We start from the raw sequence: 17,012 nt of genomic DNA, 5'->3' as shown, positions 1-17,012 counted from the left end.
TGATTCCCATTGAGGAATGCCACGTATAGCAGCAAGCCTTCCTGCTCAGCGCATTCACCAGTCTGTGCCATCAACCAATACCTAAAAACAGCACGCTCGGAAAAAGAGCCTTGACTCTTACATAGCAGCAACGCGAAGGGGTAAACTCTGTCGAAGGGCTGCGCATGGCCTCAATCCTCTTGCTTCGTCGGCGCGCCGGGTGCGGCAGGGCGTCCGCGTTGCCCCGCAAGGCCCAATGTGATGATCGCCGCCGCAACAGCCGCGCCGATGATCAGGCCGCGACTCCAGCGCGGCAGGTCGAGCATGAAGTCGCCCCAGCGCGGGATAATCAGCGCCCACACCGCGACCAGTGGAAAGAATAGGGACGCCACTCCCGCCGGCGCCCAGCGGCGCTCCTCATCCGTGCCTGGTAGCGAAACAGCCTCCCCGCCGCTTCGTGCAGTGGCAACGGTGGGCAGCATGAGCTGGCTTACCCACAGGCCCAGGATGATCCCCACCAGGCCCTTGGGACCGAAGACCACGAATACCACCACCGGCAGCACAACCAGGGCGGCGCACTGCAGGGCGGTCGCCGCGAGTGTCGCGCGCGCCCCTCGGACCGCGGCCCCTCGACTCTGCTCGGGACGGCCCTCGCTCGCACATGCGGGGCGACCCTGAGCCTGTCGAAGGGCGGCTGGCCACAGCAACCCGACCGCCAGTCCGACAAACACGTAGTGGCGACCGAGGTCGAGCGCGGCGCCGGCGTTGAACTGGTCGCCGAAAGCGGTCAGGAACAGGCGGTACGTCATGTAGAGGACGCCCAGGGTTCCCAACCACGCAAAGGCCGAACCGGCTTCCCGCTCCTCTCCCAGTGACCATAACGGAAGCGCGAGGGCGAGGCCCGCCGACAGCGCCAGCGAGACGCCGTAACCGCCGGCGAGATTGAAGCCGATTACCAAGAGGGCCACCCCGAGCAGCGGGACGGTCAGGCGCAAGGCGCGCCGGTTGCCGCCGGCCCCCATCTGGAGGGCGAGCAAGCCAAAGCCCAGCCATCCGGCGGCCAGCAGGCGGTAGAGATGACGGTCGAAGCCGAAGATGGGCTCGTGCCCCTGTGCCAGCAGAGCCTCCCCACCGGCCCACGCCCCGAAGCCGATGCCGATCACCAGCGCCGCGGCGCCCGCTGCCGCCTTGCGGTTCCAGGCCCCTAAGCCTTGCAGGCCGGGGTGGCGGCCCGATTCATCGGGCTTAGCCACGTGACCCAGCAGCAGCGCGGCCACAACCGCTCCCAGCAGCCCGCCGGCAAGCGCCAGCACCGGCAACCCCCAGTACGCGCGCAGTGCGCTGGAGTTGTAGCGCTCGATCGCCAGCAGCGCCCCCAGGCCCTGCACCGCGATGGTAAGGCCGAAGAACTCCAGCGCCGGCAGCGCCCGGTTCTCGGGCGTTTGGCGCAAGCTCCACAGCCAGGGTAGAATGGCCAGCAGCCCCCCCCGCCATTCCTCCGTACAAGGCATATACGGGATCACCCGGGAACAGCAGGTGCGTGGCGCTCACCCACATAACCGTCACGCCGCCCAGCGCGGCCGATGCGGCAACGGCAGCCGCAGGGTAGCCGTTCAGCCTGGCGAGCCGGAGCACTATCAGGGCGATGACCGCGGCGCCAAGCCCCAGGAGCGCGCCGTAACCCATATCGGTTCCACTGGCAAAGGGGCGCGTGCTCGGCAAGCACAATAAGAACGCGATAACGGGGAGAAGCACGCTCAGTACGGCGGGAAGCGTTGACAAGCGGAAGGCGGGCGCCTGTCGGTCACTGGCCAAGCGGCTGGCCATCGCGCCCCCCAAGGCAATGATTCCGCCCGCGACCAGCGCCCACATCCAGTAAGACGCCATGACGCCCTCCGGTATCGAGGCTTGGTTACCGGGTGCACCTTCGGCGGGGCAGTGCGGTTTCCTTCCGGCGCTGCCTGCCCTGAGGCGTGGTCCATACCGGCGCTGTCAGAAGAATTGGCGATTCACACCAGGGACTGTGCATGGTATGATGCCCACATGAGTTCCGACAGAACTACTGGTGCCAACGGCAACGGGCCGACAGCGCGACCGCGCGGAATCCGCCTGAGCCTGGGCACGGCACGGATCGTGTCGGCGTTGATGTACGTCGGGGAGCTGGCGCCGTTCATCATCTTTCACAAACAGGCGCAGGGTGTTCTGGACCTCGCTGTCGCCCCGTTGGTCGGATCTCCGGCTGGCGTGAACTTTCCGCTCTTGGGCTGGGCTATGCTCGGCGTGGGGGTCGCGGGCTATGCGGTGTCGTTGTTCATGGAGGGGCTGCTGCTCAGCGAGGGGTGGGGGAGGACCGCCGAGGGGATAACCCCCCAGACGGCGGAAAGCCGGGTGGGCGTGGCCGCTATCATCATCTCGGCTTTCGGCGCCAGCCTGGCAGTCTATGGTCTGGTGCTTACCTGGCTATCCTTCCCGACCTTCGCGTGGTACCTCTACGGCTTGTGCGCCATCCACGGCATCCACCTGCACCTTCGATGGGATCGCTACGAGGAGGCGGTGCGCCGGTTCAAGGGCAATCCGGCCTGACCCGTCCGGTGGTGGATTGCCGCAGCCGCTCGTAAAGCAGCAGCGCGCACGCGACGCTGACGTTCAGCGACGTAACCTGCCCAACCATCGGGATGCGAACGAGCGCGTCACATGCATCCCGCAGTGGCCCGCTCAAGGCGCGATTCTCGCCGCCGAGCAGGAATGCAACCGGCCCCCTCAGGTCTTGATCCCAGTAGTCCGTGTTCCCCTCGGGCTCTGCGCCAATGACCGTTATCCCCTCCCGCCGCAGCACCGCCAGCGCCTGGGTCAGGCTCTGACGGACCACTGTCACCGTCTCCGCCGCTCCGGTTGACACCCGCGCCGCCTCCGCGCCCAGCGCCGCCGCGCCGTGACTCGGCAGCACCACCGCGACCGCCCCGGCGGCGTCGGCCGTGCGCAAGATCGCCCCGAGGTTGTGCTCGTGTAGCAGTTCGCGCAGCAGCACGATGCACGGCGGTCGCCGCTGATCCGCGCACCGCGTCAGCACGTCCTTCAGCTTCATCTCCGGCAGCGTTTCGGCCACCGCGAGGACTCCCTGGTGGTTCGCCCCCGCGCGCTGCTCCAGCTCTCGTCTGTCCACCCGCCGCAGCGGCACGCCGGCGCGCTGTGCCGCCTCGACGATAGCCGCCGCCTTCTCTCCGGCCGCCGCGGCGTCTATCATGACCTCACGCACTGCGGCGCCCATCCGCAACACCGTCAACACGGCGTTCCGCCCGGAGACGATTCTCACGCTGCCTCGACCTTGCCTGCTCATGAGCCTGACCCGTCGATTATAGGGGAAAAGGAGGGCACCAGGCAACCTTCCGGGCTCCGGCCGACTATCCCTGTCGGACGCGTGTTAACATAACCCTTATTATCGGACGCAAGGGAAGGAGGTGGGAAGAAGGCAGGACCGACGAGGATGAGAGCCGCGAGGACCTCCCCTAGCCAGGGGCGCCGGACAACAAGGCGTGAGAGACAGGGTGGCTTCGAATGACAAAGTTCGCATGGGCTTGGCTCGGGCTTAACGCGCTCGACGAAGGCTCGACGCAGATCCTGACCCGCACCGGATGGGCCGAGGAACTGAACCCGTTCTATCAGGGGATGCATCTCCTCGTGGCTTTCGGATTGAAGGCCGCCGCCGCGCTGCTTATCCTACTGCTGTTCTCACGCCTACATCGAAGCCACCGGACAGCAGGTCGGATCGTTGGCGGCGGCCTTCTTCTGGCCATCGGCATCGTGGTGCTCCAAACCGCAGCGCTGGTGGGCACTCACATGTTTGCATGCGGCGATGCCATGCGATTCAATGGGGCGCGACTGAGGCTGATTGAAGGGGCATAGGTTACCCCGTCCCGCCGGCGGCTTCTCCCCCACCCTGCCGTAGTGTCAAGTGCGGCGATCAGAACGTCCATGGGTTTGTTGCGTCCTGCGTTCTTCGAAACGGGAAACCCTGATGTCTGCAGATGCGCACAAGCCTCGGGCGGTCCCTCGTCAGCAGCCACGATGGTTGGGGTATAGGAATGATGGGATGGGCTGCGGCGTGCTGCACCCTGGCAGCGTCGGCACGGCAAGAGGCGGAGGCACACGTGGCACGGATGCTGATAGTAGTGAGGATCCCGTTTGCCGGGCTTGGCCCAGAAGACATCATGGCACAGGCGCCGATCGGCGAGCGCGAATCGGAGGCGGACGCGGGATTCGGGGCACACTGGGGTCGGATGCGCGTCGAATTGATGGAAACACTCAACGCGAGGCATGCGGGCGCCTCGCTGGCGGATGTCCATGTATTCCTGGAGGGGCTGTCCGTCGGCGGGCGAGACGCGCTCCGGATCGTCACGGACATGGCGAGCCAGGGAAGCCCCAACTGCAAACTGGTGCTGGAGCTGGTAGGGCGCGGAGCGAGGCTGGAGCAGACTGAGGATCCGCGGCTACTGCGAGACCGAGACCGCCTGCTGCGCGATGCCCTCGCAGCACCGAGCCTGGACAACCGCGTGAAGGCCCGCAGACTGTACGAGGAAAACGAGCGTAAGCTGGTGGCGGCCCGCGACGCCTACGTCGCGAAGCGTATTGACCAGGCGGTGGAAGCGGACGGTGTCGCGGTGCTTTCCGTGGGTCCCGCGCACGACGTTGAAAAGCTGGTCGCTGCTGACTTCCACGTGACCATGCTCCCCTCCGCACTTCCTCTCAACGGCTGACGGCGCGTTCGCCTTCGCGGCTGCGCATCTCCCTGCGTTTCCGACCTCCAGAGGAAGCCGAGCCTCGGACGTGGAAACGTCCGCTGCGAACGGGAGAAGCTACCGCAAATGGCCGGATTGGGAGGATTCCTTCGCAGGCTTCTGCTGGGTGAGCGACTGCCCACCTCGCGCGCGGCACACGAGCGCTTGCCCAAGCTGCTGGCGCTGCCGGTCTTTGCCTCCGACGCCATCTCTTCCTGCGCCTATGCGACCGAGGAGATCCTGCTGGCGCTGGCGGTGGCGGGACCGAGCGCGCTGGGCTTCTCGCCTTGGATCGGGGCGGCCATTTCGACGTTGTTCGCGATCGTCGCGATCTCTTACCGCCAGACGGTCATGGCCTATCCCTCGGGCGGCGGAGCTTACGCGGTCGCGCGCGACAACTTGGGGCTGCCGGCGGGGATGCTCGCGGCATCGGCGCTGCTTACCGATTACGTCTTGACCGTCGCGGTCAGCATCGCCGCCGGCGTCGCCGCCGTCATCTCCGCCGCGCCGACCCTGGCCGAGCACCGCGTCGGCCTGTGTGTGCTGTTCATCGCCTTCATTACCCTCGCCAATCTGCGCGGGGTCCGGGAATCGGGCAAGCTGTTCGCCGGGCCGACGTACCTGTTCGTGTTCAGCGCCGGGCTGCTGGTGATGGTGGGAACGGCGCGCCTGGCGTTCGGGGCCGGGCCGGTGGCAGCGGTGACAAATCCGGTAGTCGAGGTGGCACGGCCGCTGACCTTTTTCCTCTTGCTGCGCGCGTTCGCCTCGGGCTGCGCCGCTCTCACCGGCATCGAGGCCATCAGCAACAGCGTGCCCGCTTTTCGGCCGCCGGAATCGCGCAACGCGGCGACGACCTTGCTGTGGATGGCGGGCATCTGTATCGCTCTGTTCCTCGGCATCACCCTGCTGGGCCAATATTTCCACATCCACCCGGGCGGCCACGAAACGGTGCTCTCGAAGCTGGGACGCGCCGCCTTCGGCCAGGGCCTGCTCTACTACGTCCTTCAGGCCGCGACGATGATGGTGCTCGTCCTCGCCGCCAATACCAGCTTTACCGGTTTCCCGCGGCTCGCCTCGATTCTTGCCCACGACGGCCTCGCCCCGCGCCAGCTCGCCAACCTCGGCGATCGCCTGGTGTTCAACAACGGCATCGTAGTGCTGGGGCTCTTCTCCGCCGGCCTGGTGGTGCTGTTCCACGGCAAGACCCATGACCTGATTCCGCTCTATGCGGTGGGGGTTTTCATCTCCTTCACCCTGTCGCAGGCGGGGATGGTGCGGCGCTGGCTCAGGCTGCGCACCACCGGCTGGCGGGTGAGCGCGATCGTCAATGGGATGGGCGCGGCAACCACGGCGATGGTGTTATTGGTGGTGGTGGGCGTGAAGTTCATCCATGGCGCGTGGCTCGTTTTGCTGTTCATCCCGCTGTTGATCCTGGTCTTCCTCAAGGTCGCCGCGCACTACCGCAGCCTGGGGGCCGCGCTCAGCATGGAGGGGTTCGAGATACCGCGGGCGGTGCGTCACGCGGTGATCGTGCTGGTGCCCGGTCTGCATCGCGGGGTGATTGACGCGGTCCTGTATGCGAAATCCATTGATCCCGAATGCCAGGCGGTATTCGTCGAGATTGACCCCGCCGAAACCGCCCGCGTGCAGGAGCAATGGCTGCGCTATCGCGTCGGGATGCCGCTGACGGTGCTGAAGTCCCCCTGGCGCTCGCTGACCGAGCCCATCCTCCACTACATTCGCACCGTGCGCACGGAGAAGGGGGTGGACCTGGTTACGGTGGTGATCCCGGAGTTCGCCACCACCGGCTGGTGGCACCGCTTGCTGCACAATCAGTCGGGGTTGATGATCAAGTTCGCCTTGATGTTTGAGCCCGGGGTGGTGGTGACCAACGTGCGCTATCATGTTGAGCAATCATAGGGCCACGGGCGGGTCATGGTATAGTACGCGCAGGAGGTAGGGGTACGGCGTGCCGTGCCCCGGACAATGGTAATGCCTTATGCCCACGCGATGACGGTGTATGACGGAACGCCTGCGGCCGATGACGTGCTGGACATGGTGTGCCGCATCGTGCGCCCCCACCGGGCGCAGTTGACCATTCTCCACGTCAAGTTGGTGCCGCTCAAGGAGCCGCTGCCGCGCTACGAGCCGGGCAAGGATGCTGAGACCGACGACCTCGTAGCCCGGGCGGAGAGACTGGCCGACAGCCGCGGAGTCAAGGCGGCCTCGGCGGTGCGCTACGCGCGCGCGCTGGGGGCGGTGGTGGTATCGGAGGCGAGAGTGCGGGGGGTGGATCTGCTCGCCCTGCTGGCGCCGGATGTCGTTGATCGTACCCCGGCGGGGCGGTGCATCAGCCCCGATCTCGAGACCGTGCTGCGGCGTGCAACCTGCGCGGTAATGCTCTGCCGCCCCAGCCGCGAAGGCGAGTTGGGCTCAGAGCGCTAGGCGCTGCCGGCGCCCGGCCACGAGCGCCCCGCGGCGCTCTGCTCGCGCTGCGGGATGATGTCGCGCGCGCGCTTGAGCGCGGCCAGGGCCGCGGGATCGTCGGTTTCCGCCAGGATGAGCGCCGCCTTCTCCCGCAGCGCCGGCAGCGGATCGCTGAACAGCACGGAGGTGATGTGATCAATCGCCTCCGATGTCCGCAGCAGGGCCAGCGCCTCGAGCCCCGCCAGGCGCACCGTGGGATCCAGCGACATGAGGTCGCGGCGATAGTCCTCGATCGATCCCCGCTCCCGCAGCGCGTCGGCAACGATGCCCAATAGCGCCGGCCCCACCTCATCGCCGGCCTGGCGCGCGGTCGTCAGCAGCGACCGCATCACCGCCAGGTCGGTCTGCAGGAAAATGCTGCGCACTCGCTCCCGGTGATGATCGTCCCCCAGCGCCTGGACCATCCCCCCCACCGCGCCTGCATTGGCGAGCTGGAGCAAGCTGGCACGCGCGGTGCGACGCACCTCCTCGGCGCCGTCGTCCAGGGCGGCCAGAAGCATGCGCGTTTGCTCGTCCCCCGGCTCGCCGATCTCCGCCAAGGCCTGGGCCGCGCGCGCCCGCACGAATGGGTCGCTGTCCGCCAACCTGCCGGCGATGCGCGGCTGCAGGTGACGAGCCTCAGCACCAACAGCGGCCAGGGCCCCGAGGGCGCTCGCGCGCACGTACTTGCTCGGGTCCTCCAGACGGCCGGCGATCGCCTCGAGCGCGTGCAGCGCGCGCAGTCTGCCCAGCGCCCCGGTGACGGCGCAGCGAATCTTCGGATCCGGATTGTGCAGGTGCTCGCGCAGGGACTCGACCAGCGAGGAGTCGGCGATTTGCCACAGCGAACGTGCGGCTTTCTGACGCACGGGCGGCGACGCGTCCTCGAGCGCGGCCACCAGCGCCGGTCCCGCCAGCGGATCGCCGAGCTCGCCCAGGGCTTCGGCTGCGCGCCGACGCAGGTCGGGATCGTCGTGCTGCAAGCTCTTGATGAGGGCCGGCGCGACCTCCGAGGCATTGAGCTTGCCCAGGCTGCGCGCGGCGCTGCTGCGCACCACGGGGCTGTCATCGTGCAAAGCGCGGTCGAGCAGATCGTGAGCCGCGGAGTCAATTCCCAATCGCCCCAGGGCCTCGCTCACCTGGGTGCGGACGTTCTCCGCCGGGTCGTGGAGTGCACGCACCAGGGCCGACGCCCCGCTAAGGACGTTGTCTACTCCCATCTGCGCGGCGTCCGTGCTGATCCGGGCCAGGCCACCCAGGACATCAGTCACGCGCGCGGGCAGGCTGTAGCTGCTGCGCCGGGGGTCGGGCAAGGCCGCCTGCCGCGGCGCCGGGAGCTGATGCTGCTCGGCCTCCGCAGCCAGCATGATGTCGGTGGTCTGCGCCGACGGGCTGATGGCGCCGGTCTCGACCATGTCCGCCAGCGCGGCCACCGCCGCCGCCCGTACCTCCCGATCCGGGTCTCCCAGCGCGGCCGACAGCGCGCCCGCGCAGGCCGGATCCCTGATCTCGCCCAGCGCCTCCACGGCTCGCCGCCGCACCAGCGCCGATGTGTCCGATAGCAGTCCGGTGAGCGCTCCCACCGCCTCCCCGTGGCGGCACACGCCCAGCAACCACGCGCTCAACCCGCGCAGCTCCGGGTCGGGAAGGCTGAGCCCCTCCATGAACGGCTCCCTCACCCCGAGCCGCGCCACCGCCTCCAGCAGCGACATCAGCGTCCGGCGCTCATCGGCCGCCGCCTCGGGAATGGATTGCAGCCAGCGGTTGACGGTACCGGCGTCCTCCAGGGCGAGGGCCATGCTTACCGCGAACGGCTGGTTGTCGCCCTCGAGCACCCCCTGGTAGCCCGCTGCCGGCAGATCGGGCATGGCGGCCACCGCGGTCAGGAAGCCTTGATCCGCAACCTCGAAGGACAGGTCCTCGCTGCAGCGCCGCAAGAACTCCAGCAGACCTTGCACCCCCTCCGGCCCCCCGAAGGTCGCCAGCGCCGTCGCCGCCTCCATGCGCACCGATTGCGCGGGATCGTTGAGCGCCCGCGCCAGATTGGGCACGGCATCGTGGTGACGCATTGCTGCCAGCACCCGCGCGGCCTGGCCCCGGATCTCTTCCACCGGGTCGTTGAGCAGGGACACCAGGTGCGGGCACGCCTGGCTCGCGCGTATCACTTCGAGCGCCTTGATGGCACCGAAGCGCACCTCGCGCTGGGGAGCACCCAACGCCCGCACCAGCAGCGAACTCGCCGCCTCCCCCATCGCCCGCAGCACCTCCACCGCAGCGCCGTGCATCCCCGGATCGTCCACCTGCAGCGCCTCGATCGCTCCGCACACCACCTGCTCCCCGCCGATCGCCACCAGCTCGGCAACCGCCGCGTCGCGCACCACGGCATCGGAGCCGGCCGCCTCCCGGAACAGCAAAGGAATCGTCGCTTCGTCGCGCAGCGCCGCCGCCCGCTGTTCGGGCGCACCGTGCTCTATGCGCTGCTGCACCTGCTCCAGCGAGTACAGGCCGCGCATGGCGCGGCGCGCCTCGCGCCGCACCTCCTCTTCCGCGGTGGCCAACAGCCGTAGCAGGCTTGGCTCCAACTGCCGCCGGCGGCGGGCGGAAAGGAAGCCCAGACCGCGCAGCGCGTGGAGCTGGGCGATGCGATCCCCGCCTTCGAGGCTGTCCGCCAGGTCATCGCTTCGGCCGCGCCATAGGCGCCCGAGTCGAGCCAGCACGTGTAGTGGCACCGGTGGGTCCTCCCCTGCGCCCTGCTCAGAGGGAGCCCGCATGATGGGCGCCCGATTGCTCTCACCGCGCCGCACGCCGCGGCGGTTGTCCGGCATGTCGCTGCTCCTCAGGCGTGTGGTTTCCGTCGCAGGCGCTGTTCCAGGATTCGCTCAAGGCGGGCGCCGAGTTCGCTCACCTCGGCTGACGGCGCCCGGTCGTCATCGGCTCCGACTACCACCGCACCTGCGGGATCTTCGTCCGCTGTGGGTGAGTCGCCCGCTGCGCTGTTAGGGGAGGCGCCATCGGGCGGGTTCGCCGGCGGCGATGCGGGTTCATATCGGGCCGGCGGCTGTGCGCGCGCCGGCCCCTCGATCACCGCAGCGGCGTCACCCGCGGGGACGACGGATGAGCCCGATCGGTCCCCGCCCCCGTTCGGCCCGGCGCCCTGGACGGCGCACAGCGCCTGGTAGAGCCGCGCCAGGATATCGTAGGGATGGGCGGCTGCGGAAAGCCCCGGCAGCCACACGCATACGCCGACCCCCGCCTGGTCGCTGTCGGGATGCGTCGCGATCACGATCGGGGGAACGCTCTTGTCGCTGCGGCGCAGTTGCTCGACCAGGCCGCCCGCCAGATCGGGGTGGCAGTAGAACACCGCGACGTCGGCGCGCCGACGCTCCAGCAACTGGACGATCTCCCCCAGCTCTGCGCGGCAACTGGTTTCGCCGCGGCAATCGCAGCGAAAGTCGCGGATGGTGGCCTCGTCCTCCCCGACGGAGAGAACGGTCAGGGCGCCCTCCCATTCCTCGTGGGCCGGACTCATGCCTTTCCTTGCGGCACGCTGCACGAGCTATGCTCGCTCCCTGCTGCGGCAGCGCAGGTATGGTGGCGGCGCGCAAGGATATGCTTCTGCATCCCCGGCCATGGTCCTCCCACGGTCTGCGCGACGGAAGGGAAAACCGGCCCCTTGAGAGAAGCCTATAGCCGTAACCTGCTTGGAAGGAGGCGTTGATCCGGTGGCCGACGGGCCTGTGGACAAGTTGACGGCGCATATTGTGCACAACTACCGGGTCACGGGGGAGATCGGCAGGGACGCCATGAGCCGGCTTTTCCAGGCTACCAGTCCCTCGCTGGGCGCCTCCGTCATCATCCAAGTCATACCCGGCGAGCTGGCGCGCGACCTCGATTTCCCTGACCGGTTCCACAGCCGCATGCGCAAGGCCGGGGGGCTCGCCCATCGCGGCATCTTGCATGTCAACCATTTCGCCCACGACGAGCCCAACTTCTACGTGGTGCTCGACTACTTCGACGGGCGCCCGCTGGCCCGCATGATCGAGGAGAGAGGGCCCCTGCCGGCGCCGGAAGTGCTCGCTCTGCTCGGCCAGGCGCTGGAGGCCCTTGACCACGCGCACAAGAACGGCATCGCCCACGGCGCCCTGCATCCCGGCGGGATCTTGGTCGCCGATGGCGGTGAGCTGCGACTGACAGGTTTCGGCATCGCCAAGGCCATAGACCCCTTGAGCATGCTGGTGGAGGCGCCAGGCAATCCCTATCCGTACAAGTCCCCCGAGCAAGGCATGGGGCTGCCGGTTGACGCCCGCTCCGACCTCTACTCCCTGGGCCTCATCATGTGGCAGGCGCTGGTCGGCGGGATGCCCGCGGGGACCGAGGTCCCGCCTCCGAGCGCGGCCAATGGCAACGTGCCCGCCGCGGTGGACGACGTCATCATGCGCATGTTGGCGGCGCGCCCGCGCGACAGGTTTCGCACGGCGCGGCAGGTCGCGATCGCCCTCTCGGGCGTCCTGCGCGAGCGGGGCGAGGCGAGGGGCCGCGCAAGGCCGGACGCGCGAGCACCGGCGGCCCGCGAGCAACCGGCACCCGAGCCGGCCGTTTCGCCCGCGGTCGGCGCAGGCGCTGAGGCGGCGCGCGCGGCGGACGCCGGTATCCAAGCGCACAAGCATGGGAATACTGAAGATGCCGTGCGCCTGCTGGAGGAGGCGGCGGAGGCGATGCCGGGCAGCGTGCGGGTGATAGGGCACCTGGGAGCGGCATATTACGCGGCGCGGCGCTATGCGGATGCGGAGAACGCCTTCCGGCGCGCGCTTAAACTGGGGCCGGATCGCACTACGCTGCGTTACAACCTGGGCAACGCACTACTCGCCCAGGGCAAGGTGGCTGACGCCAAGGCGCAGTTCGAACAGGCCTGGAACCAGGATCCGAAATGCACGGCGGCGCTGCTGATGCTGGTGGCGATGGAGGGCGCGTCGCCGAAGTAGGCCCCAACAAGGACGCGATTTCGCTGAAGTCGCGGTTGTCTCGCCCCGATATTCGGGGCGGCCAAGGAGTTCGCCATGTACTGTCAGGAGTGTGGCAAGGAAGCTCAGCCCGGCGAAGCGATCTGTGCCTCCTGCGGCGGCGCTTTGACGGATACGGAGCTTGACCTGCCCGAAGTTGCGGCTTTCCCCCTGGACCTGCCAGCAGAAGCGGGTGAACAAGGCCAGCCTGCCGAAGTGGCGATGCCCGCGGATCCAGGCATGGCGGCCGCGGCTGCGCCGGCGACGCCGTCATCCGCGACACCGCCGCCGACCGGGCCGCGCCTGGAGATCGCCGTGGGCGGCCTCGGCGGCTTCTGCGCCCTCGAGCGGGAGGTCGTCACCATCGGGCGCAGCGATCCCGCCGCGGGGCTGCGGCCGGACGTTGATCTGAGCATGGACTCCGCCGTATCGCGTCGGCACGCCGAGATCCGGCGGGGCGCGGGCGGGTATCGCATCATTGACCTCGGCAGCACCAATGGCACCATTGTCAACGGGCGGCAAATACCGCGCCAACAAGAGATGCCCTTGGCTGACGGCGACGAGATACGTCTCGGGGAGAACTGCAAGCTCACGGTTCGCCTCCAGTGAGGTCGCCCCATGCCCACGCGGCGACGATACCGCGACGAACTCGCGCTTACCCCGGGGCAAGCCCTCCCCGAGTCCGGGCGCTACCGCATCGAGCGCCTCATCGGTGGGGGCACCTTTGCCCTGGTTTACCTTGCGACGCGAGACGACGGCGTCAAGGTCGCGCTCAAGGAGTATCGCATTCCCGCGGATCCCCGGCAAAAGGGGGACTTCCAGCACCTCTACCAACAGGAGCGGGAGGTGCTGCGGCGCATGGGCAGCCATCCGCTGGTGCCGGACTACCTCGATGACTTCGCTTTCGACGATCGCGCCTACCTGGTGCAGGAATATGTCGAGGGACCGACCCTGGCGGAGATCCTGGAGCGCGACCCGCACCTGCCCGAAACGCAAGTCATCAGGTGGGCGCTCAAGCTTTGCGAGGCGGCGGTCTATCTCCACGAGCACGGGATTATCCACCACGATCTCAAGCCTGACAATATCAAGCTCGCCGCGACCGGCGACCCCGTCATCCTCGACATGGGCTCGGCCCACGTCCCGGGCGATCGCCAGTCTGACTTCTACGGCTCAGACGGATACATGGCGCCGGAGATCCGCGACATGCTCGCGCGCGGTGACCTGGAGGCGCACCGGCGCATAGACGTGTTCGCCTTGGGCTGTGTGCTCTACGAAATGCTGCTGGGGCGGCGGCCGACGCAGGATGACATAGACGGGCAAAGCGGGCGTCTGGTGGGGCCGCTGCTGCGCGAACTGAGCGACATCCATCCGGGGCTCGTGAGTGTGCTCATCCGCGCCATGAGCTTCGATCGCAACTATCGCTACCAGAATGCGCGGGAGATGCTGGAGGACCTGCGAACCAAGGGGCCACCCGCGCTCGAGCTTAACCCGCCGGCGGTGGACTTCGACGAGGTCAGCGGCCGTGGACACGAGCGGCGCGTGGTGACGCTGACCAACCGCGGCGCGCAGAGACTGGAGGGCAAAGCGCGGGTGCGGGCGGAGTGGCTGCGGCTGACGGCGCCGGACACCGCCGAGGAACGCGAGGTCGCATTCGTCGGGGACGAGGTGCCGCTGACCGTCATCGCCTACCCTGATCGCATCGGCGAACGCGGGGTGGAGTTGCACGCGGACCTGGAAATTACATACCAAATGGGCCGGGTCACCGTCCCTTGCGCCATCGCGGTGGTGCCGCAGGCTGCGACTCTGCAAGTCTCGCAGGCCTCGCTCTACGTCAACCTCCAGGTTGGCAGGCGCCAGCAGGCGCATCTCGGGGTGCGCAACATCGGGGAGCAGGGTGCGGACGTCGCCTGCTTCGTGACCGGAGCCCAGGGGATCGAGGTCACCCCACGCCAGTTGCACCTGGAACCGTCGGACAGCGCCGATCTCGTCGTCAAGGTTGACGCACAGGTTCTGCCCAAGGGCTCCCACGCCGCGCGCATCGGATTTCGCGCCGCCGACGGACATGAAGCTCAGGTGGACGTCCAGGTGGATGTCTTCGGCGGCATCTACGACTCGCTGCGCGCGCGCGTCGCCGCGCGCGGCAAGCGCACCAAGTGAACAGGGGAAGACATGAGCAACGGCATTGACATCAACATCACCCCCGAGCGGGCAGCGGTGGGCGCCGCCAGCGGTGAAGACCGGCAGATGCACCTGCTAGTGAAGCTCCTGCCCTCCGCCGCCCCGGAGCGGCGGGTGCCGATTGACATCTGCTTTGTCCTCGACTGCAGCGGCACCATGCGGCGCTTCCAGCTCTCGCCGGAGGAGATCGCGCGCTGGAGCGATCTGGCGCGCAGCCGCGGCGAGCTGCGGATGGTCACCGCCGACCGCCGCGAGGGCGCCATCTTCACCGGGCGCACCCTGCAGGAACTGCAGTCCGCCGCCACCCGCCCCCTGGTCACCGCCGCGCGCGCCATCAAGCGCGTGGTCGGCGCCCTCGGCGACAGCGACAGCGCCTCCGTGGTCGCCTTCGCCGATCGCGCCAACACGGTCTATGACGGGGTCCGCGGTCTGGACAAGGGCCAGATGTTCGAGGTCATCAACGAGCTCCTGACCGATTCGACCGCGTTCGAACTCGGCGACGGCACCAGGATGGCGCAGGCGGTCGAACTGGCCGCCAAGCAGGTTGAGCGATCATCGCAGCCCGGGGCCGTCGCCCGCGTCATCATCATGACCGACGGCATCGTCCACGATCCCTCCGACACCCTGGCTCGCATCGAGGCGCTGCGCACCCTGGGCGCGGGCATAACCACCATCGGCATCGGCCTCGACTTCGATGAGGAGTACCTCACCCGCATCGCTGATCGCAGCGGCGGCCAATACTACTACGCCGAGGATCCTGCCGAGCTCGGCGAGCACCTTAGCGCCGAGCTCGCGCGCCTGCAGGCCACCGCCGCCCAGGAGGTCACCGTCGGCCTCAAGGGCGAGCGCGACGCGGTGGTGGTGGACCTGTATCAAGTTCAGCCGGCGATCAAGGGATTCGACGAGATCGTCACCGAGCAGGGGTGGACGCGGGTCAAGCTGGGCGAGCTGCCCGGCGGCGAGGTCAGCGCCGTGCTGGCTGAGCTGGGGCTGCCGGAGCTGCCCGACGGCTCGCAGCAGGTAGCGACCCTCGAGGTCTCGTGGCGACCTCTCGGCTCCCAGCAGCGCAAGACCGAGCGGCGCGAGGTCAGGCTGCCCTACCGGAAATCCCTGACCCCCGCGGTCCAGGATCCCGAGGTCGTCCGCCTGATTGACCGCGTGGCCGTGTACAAGGCCGAGCGGGACGCCCAGTGGGCCCAGCAAGACGGCGATGTCGAGCAGGCTACGCGCAGGCTGCGCGAGGCGACGCACCTGCTCAAGAAGATGGGCGAAGAGGCGCTTGCCGCCAACTTCGAGCGCCAGGCCGAGGACCTGGAAAAGCGCGCGCCCGAGGATCGCAGCCGCACCAAGCGCCTCAAGGCCGCCACCCGCCGCCTGGGGGCGTAAGCCCATTGCCGCGGGGTCGCGCCCTGCATGCGGCGCCAACTCTGATCTTGCGCTGATATTGCTCTTGACAAACGCGCGGGGGGGGTATAATCTGGCCGCTTGAGTTCCGACCGGGGGTTGGCTCTACGATTTCGAGCGTTCACGCCATCGAGGGGGTCCACGAGCGTGAGCAGGCCCTGCCGGGGAACCGATAATCTGAATCGCCGGGCGCTCAATCCGCCCGGGCGATATGGTGCGGCTCGTATCCCTTATTGGGGTGCGGGCCGCTCTTGTTTTGCTAATATCAGTAGGGCGGGCGTCTCGCCTGCTGGCATTCTCGCCCCGACATGTCGGGGCGCCACCGGATATTGTCCAAACGAGGAGGGCCGTGCTCCGCGTCGCCCGTATCGTCGCGCCAGGGGCAGGCCATCACGTCACTCAGCGCCGGGGCCGAGGGGGCCGAAGGGGCCGAGAAAGAAGGAAGAACTGCCTGCTGGTTCGGAATTATGGTGTGTGTCCCCCGAATTCCCCCTCCCAACTCCAAGGTGATCCACCATTACGTTGGCTGGCAGAATCACTTCTAGCGCCCGGACGAGGAGAGGTGGGAACATTAGATGAAGATGACCAAGTGGAGCCAAGTCGTGAGCAGGTGTGCTCTGCCGGTGCTTGCCCTGGCAGGATTGACTTGGAGTCAGCCCGGCGTTTCGGAGTCGCTCGGGGTCCCAGGTTTGGATTACCCCTTGAACGCCAAGGAGGTGCGCAATCCGTGGCTGACGCTCGCCGCAGGCGGGTGGCCCGCAATGACGCCAGAGGAGATATCAAAGCGCGCAACGCAGCCGACGGCCGGGGAGAAAGCGCACTTGCGAAAGTGGCTGACGGGCGGCATCAAGGAGCAGTGGCGGCCTAAGAGTCTCGATGATGTACCCTTCCTCGCCGGGCTGGGCTTCGTCCACGTGGGCGAGAACATCGACTATCGCGTAAGGATTCGAGAGGCGAATCGGCGCGTATCCGAAGGTCTTCCGATTCTCGCTAGAGCGATCGTCGTTGCCGTCGAGCCTCTGGGCGCGAGGATAGACCTTCCACAGTCCCAGGACGAGTTTGCGGCTTTGCTAGTGTAGTGTCCCAGCAATATATTGACAATAACGCTCCATGGTGTTATTCTCCGGAGCATGTGGGAAAAAGCCAAAACGCTGAAGATGACGAACGAGCAGCGCACAACACTGGAATCTTGGCGGCGAGCCAAGACCAG

General features: G+C 67.8%; 14 protein-coding genes. 10 read left to right on the top strand and 4 right to left on the bottom strand.

What is annotated here, in order from left to right; genetic code table 11:
• Positions 1-170: 170 nt before the first annotated feature.
• Positions 171-1,490: a hypothetical protein gene (locus VM221_06190; protein HUT74406.1), complete on the bottom strand. Its 1,320-nt coding sequence runs from the start codon at positions 1,488-1,490 to the stop codon at positions 171-173.
• A 532-nt stretch (positions 1,491-2,022) separates the two neighbouring features.
• Between VM221_06190 and VM221_06185 the strand changes: the two genes are divergently transcribed.
• Positions 2,023-2,562, top strand: coding sequence for a hypothetical protein (locus tag VM221_06185; protein ID HUT74405.1), 540 nt, complete (start codon positions 2,023-2,025; stop codon positions 2,560-2,562).
• Here VM221_06185 and rlmB read toward each other — a convergent pair.
• Positions 2,543-3,292 carry a 23S rRNA (guanosine(2251)-2'-O)-methyltransferase RlmB gene (rlmB, locus tag VM221_06180; GenBank protein HUT74404.1) on the bottom strand — a complete coding sequence of 250 codons (750 nt, stop codon included), beginning with the start codon at positions 3,290-3,292 and terminating at the stop codon, positions 2,543-2,545. The genes VM221_06185 and rlmB overlap by 20 nt on opposite strands.
• Positions 3,293-3,534: 242 nt before the next feature.
• Between rlmB and VM221_06175 the strand changes: the two genes are divergently transcribed.
• From VM221_06175 to VM221_06160, 4 genes are all read left to right on the top strand, one after another.
• Positions 3,535-3,882, top strand: a complete 348-nt coding sequence (locus VM221_06175; GenBank protein ID HUT74403.1) for a DUF5658 family protein — start codon at positions 3,535-3,537, stop codon at positions 3,880-3,882.
• 245 nt (positions 3,883-4,127) lie between these two features.
• Complete coding sequence (locus VM221_06170) at positions 4,128-4,733, top strand: hypothetical protein (protein ID HUT74402.1); 606 nt, start codon at positions 4,128-4,130, stop codon at positions 4,731-4,733.
• 108 nt (positions 4,734-4,841) lie between these two features.
• Positions 4,842-6,674, top strand: a complete 1,833-nt coding sequence (locus VM221_06165) for an APC family permease (GenBank protein HUT74401.1) — start codon at positions 4,842-4,844, stop codon at positions 6,672-6,674.
• A gap of 72 nt (positions 6,675-6,746) precedes the next feature.
• Entirely contained in the window at positions 6,747-7,199 is a 453-nt protein-coding gene (locus VM221_06160) for a universal stress protein (protein HUT74400.1), read from the top strand.
• Here VM221_06160 and VM221_06155 read toward each other — a convergent pair.
• Entirely contained in the window at positions 7,196-9,949 is a 2,754-nt protein-coding gene (locus tag VM221_06155) for a HEAT repeat domain-containing protein (GenBank protein ID HUT74399.1), read from the bottom strand. The two genes, VM221_06160 and VM221_06155, sit on opposite strands and share 4 nt — an antisense overlap.
• A 107-nt stretch (positions 9,950-10,056) precedes the next feature.
• Positions 10,057-10,749, bottom strand: a complete 693-nt coding sequence (locus VM221_06150; protein ID HUT74398.1) for a hypothetical protein — start codon at positions 10,747-10,749, stop codon at positions 10,057-10,059.
• Between the two features lie 193 nt (positions 10,750-10,942).
• On the opposite strand from VM221_06150, the gene VM221_06145 reads away from it, so the two are divergent.
• From VM221_06145 to VM221_06125, 5 genes are all read left to right on the top strand, one after another.
• A complete protein-coding gene (locus VM221_06145; protein ID HUT74397.1) occupies positions 10,943-12,202 on the top strand; it encodes a tetratricopeptide repeat protein in 1,260 nt (419 codons plus the stop codon).
• A gap of 240 nt (positions 12,203-12,442) precedes the next feature.
• Positions 12,443-12,829: an FHA domain-containing protein gene (locus VM221_06140; GenBank protein HUT74396.1), complete on the top strand. Its 387-nt coding sequence runs from the start codon at positions 12,443-12,445 to the stop codon at positions 12,827-12,829.
• Between the two features lie 9 nt (positions 12,830-12,838).
• Entirely contained in the window at positions 12,839-14,377 is a 1,539-nt protein-coding gene (locus VM221_06135; protein ID HUT74395.1) for a serine/threonine-protein kinase, read from the top strand.
• Between the two features lie 12 nt (positions 14,378-14,389).
• Positions 14,390-15,784 carry a VWA domain-containing protein gene (locus tag VM221_06130; GenBank protein HUT74394.1) on the top strand — a complete coding sequence of 465 codons (1,395 nt, stop codon included), beginning with the start codon at positions 14,390-14,392 and terminating at the stop codon, positions 15,782-15,784.
• Positions 15,785-16,377: 593 nt separating this feature from the next.
• The gene (locus tag VM221_06125; GenBank protein HUT74393.1) at positions 16,378-16,881 is read left to right on the top strand and encodes a hypothetical protein; all 504 of its coding nucleotides are present in this window, start codon (positions 16,378-16,380) and stop codon (positions 16,879-16,881) included.
• Positions 16,882-17,012: the final 131 nt, after the last annotated feature.

This window comes from Armatimonadota bacterium (assembly GCA_035527535.1).
Taxonomy (GTDB): Bacteria; Armatimonadota; Hebobacteria.
The sequence above is the reverse complement of the archived record's forward strand: the minus strand, read 5'-3'. Positions and strand labels throughout refer to the sequence as shown.